The 3,376-nt window shown below is 52.5% G+C and carries 3 protein-coding genes; all 3 read left to right on the top strand.

The annotated features are described in order from the left end of the window. On the top strand, window positions 1-736 hold a 736-nt coding region (locus RMSM_RS35895), incomplete at its 5' end, for an ABC transporter permease (RefSeq protein ID WP_040771398.1). Window positions 737-792: 56 nt separating this feature from the next. Continuing rightward, window positions 793-2,082 (top strand): ABC transporter ATP-binding protein, encoded by a 1,290-nt coding sequence (locus tag RMSM_RS35890; protein ID WP_008709658.1) that lies wholly within the window; start codon window positions 793-795, stop codon window positions 2,080-2,082. A gap of 41 nt (window positions 2,083-2,123) precedes the next feature. Further along, window positions 2,124-3,376, top strand: a 1,253-nt coding sequence (locus RMSM_RS35885; protein ID WP_040771394.1) for a glycosyltransferase family 4 protein, incomplete at its 3' end; no start/stop codon positions are given.

The following is a 3,376-nucleotide window of genomic DNA, read 5'->3' as shown; positions in this document are numbered from 1 at the left end:
CTTAACCGCCCGTAACATCTCTCTGATTTATCGGCAAAGCATTCTGGGAATTGGCTGGGCGATTGTTCGTCCGTTGATCACCACGGTCATCTTCTCATTGATTTTCGGTCATTTCGCGGGTTTTGACCAAACTCAAAAGGTGGCGTATCCCATCTTCATTCTCACTGGACTTGTGTTGTGGAATTTCTTCGCATCATCGTTGGCTAATGCCTCGGAAAGCGTTGTCTCGCAATCGCACATTCTGACAAAGATTTACTTTCCACGCCTGATCCTGCCGCTGTCGTCGCTTGGCGTCGCCGTGGTCGATTTTTTGATCCAATTCGCCATCCTGGCTGTGCTGATGGTCATCTACGGCGTAGGAGCGTCGATCTACGCTCCGTTCGCAATATTGTTTCTCATTGCCGCGAGCTATATCTCATTTTCAATGAGCGTATGGCTGACAGCACTGAACGTGCGATTTCGTGACATTAAACACACCGTGCCGTTCCTGATCCAGACACTGCTGTACCTAACCCCCGTGATTTACCCTGTTGAAATCGTCCCTCAACGCTGGCAGTGGCTACTCCACTTAAATCCGATGTTTAGTGTTGTCCAAGGGTTTCGCTGGTCGCTGCTGGGCACAGAGCCTCCAAACTGGACATGGCTTTCTGTGTCGATGCTGTTGACCACTTTGTTGTTGCTAACCGGCCTCGTGTTTTTCCGAAGAACGGAATCTACATTTGCGGATATCGTCTGACCCTTTTAGCCCGATTTCCTCCTACGAAGACGATAGAACTCGCCCAGCACGATGCTATGAATGAACCTGCCGTCCATGTCGAAAACCTGTCAAAGCGATACCAACTCGGGCTAACCCATGCGGATTCGTTGACGGATTTAGCAGCGGGCTTGACCCGCAAACTCAAATCGATCCTCCCAGGACGGCAGCACACCGATCGGCCAACGGACGAACAACCGAATTCCAAGCAACACGAATTCTGGGCAGTCCGGGACGTCAACTTTGATGTGCAGCCAGGTGAAGTTTTTGGGATCATCGGCCGCAATGGCGCGGGCAAGAGCACGCTGTTGAAACTGATTTCACGCGTAACCAGTCCCACCACCGGCAGGATTGACCTTAATGGACGAGTCGCCAGCCTCTTGGAAGTGGGCACGGGATTTCACCCCGATTTGACGGGGCGCGAAAACATCTACATGAACGCAACACTACTGGGAATGACTCGCCGGGAAGTCAACCAAAAATTTGATGAAATCATCGAATTCGCAGGCGTTGGCAAGTTCCTCGAAACGCAGGTCAAACGTTATTCATCAGGAATGAGAGTCCGACTCGGCTTTGCGGTTGCTGCACATCTTGAACCAGAGATCCTCATCGTGGACGAGGTGTTGACGGTGGGCGATGCCGAATTTCAAAACAAATGTCTCGGCAAAATGAAAAGTGTAGCCACGGGCGGACGCACAGTGCTATTTGTCAGTCACAACATGGGTGCGATACGGAGCCTCTGCTCGCGTGCCTGCCTAATGGAAAAGGGACGCACAGCGAAAATTGGCGAAATCAATGACGTCATTGGGCACTATCTGCAACAACAAGGGGACCAGATTGGAGCGGTTAGAAAGTGGCCTGAAGGAACAACGATCAACATCGGAGGCACCCCCTGCCTACGGCCGATTCGCTTTGCAACCTACACCTCAAACAGCGAACCGACTGCGGTATTTTCGACCGATCAAGCTATCGAATTACGACTTGACTTTGAACTGTTACGCCCCATGGCCGGCCTTCGTGTTGGCATCCTTGTCCGCAATGCCGACAACGTCACGCTGTTTGGCTCGAACACAACTTTGGCGGAAAACCTCAATCGCCAGACGTTTCAGGTTTCTTGCTCCGTCCCTGGAAACCTGCTCAACCGAGGTACCTACACCGTTGACCTGGGAGTGGACTGTGTGCCGATCCACATCGAAGCCTTTCAAGATGAAGAGTGCATTCGGTTCGATGTGTCCGATGTCGAGGGGCATGGCATCACCGCTGAACCACTGCCTGGTGTGGTACGCCCCAAACTGAAGTGGAAGGTCGAAGAAAAGGCCAGGCTCTGACCGAACTAAACGGGCTTCGACAAATCCCCTAAGGCATTTTTGTGACACCTCAACCATCGCCACCGCTTGCTGACGCACACGATCGCAACCTGCGCGTGCTGTACGATCTATCGGTTATGGGAGCGGCAAGAGTCACCAATAAAAGCAGAACAGGGGTCTTTCGTGTAGTCGAGCAAGTAGCCAAATACCTGCTTAGCCGGCAAGACATTGACGTCAACTGGACCGCCTACGGCAACATCAATCATCTTGACGATGTTATCGAAATTGCCAAAACGACCCCCGAGTTCGACCGCGACGTCGTCTCCCTGCCATTTGCCCGGCACACGGTTGAGACTCTCTCTAAACCGATTCGCTACCTCGCCTCGACTCATCTATACCCACTGGTACGCCCGACTCTCCCCTTGATCGAATACCTACGCACGCAAACGACATTTAATTCGAAGCTCACCCATGGATTTGACATCCTACACAGTCCGTTCAACGCTTTACCCGACCTGCCCTCCCAACGTTCGCTAACTCGATTCCTAACCGTCTACGACCTGATTGCGATTAAATTCCCTCACCTCTTTGAACCTGAGGCGTGCGAACGCTTCCAACACACCATCAACGCCATTCGCAGCGAAGACTGGGTTCTGTGTATCTCGGAATGGACGCGAAACGACTTGCTCGAGTACCGTCCCGATCTCAATCCCGACCAAGTTCGCGTGACACCATTGGCTGCAGCGAACACCTTCTCTCGTTGCCACGATCCCCAACGAATCCAAGCAACAAAACGCACCTTGGGGATTCCTGAGCACGCCCAATATTTTTTGAGCGTCAGCACTCTGGAACCACGAAAAAACCTACGACACCTTGTGTCTGTCTTTCATCAAGTCCACCGTGAACTTGATGATGACACCTATCTCGTCCTAGTGGGCACAAAAGGCTGGCACATCGAAGAATTCCTTAGCGACATCGCCGCGGACACATTAGGAAAAATCATCGTCACCGGTTATGTCGAAGACGCCCAACTCGCCCCTCTGTACAGTGGCGCCATTGCATTTGTGTACCCCTCGCTCTACGAAGGCTTTGGCCTGCCGCCACTTGAGGCGATGCAGTGTGGCACTGCGGTGATCACCGCAGATAACTCGTCGCTTCCCGAGGTCGTGGGAGACGCTGGAATCTTGGTTCCCGCGGAGTCGACGGAGAGTTTGGCGAACGCATTGCTTCAGCTTTTTCACAACCCTGAACTACGAGATCGCTTGAGCAAAAAAGGAATCGCCCGAGCAAAAAAGTTTACGTGGCAACGATGCGG

Source organism: Rhodopirellula maiorica SM1, assembly GCF_000346295.1.
GTDB lineage: Bacteria > Planctomycetota > Planctomycetia > Pirellulales > Pirellulaceae > Novipirellula > Novipirellula maiorica.
The sequence above is the reverse complement of the archived record's forward strand: the minus strand, read 5'-3'. Positions and strand labels throughout refer to the sequence as shown.

What these genes read in the sequence shown, in the direction of transcription:
- RMSM_RS35890 (WP_008709658.1), top strand. Translation starts at nt 793, where the DNA reads ATGAATGAACCTGCCGTCCATGTCGAAAACCTGTCAAAGCGATACCAA.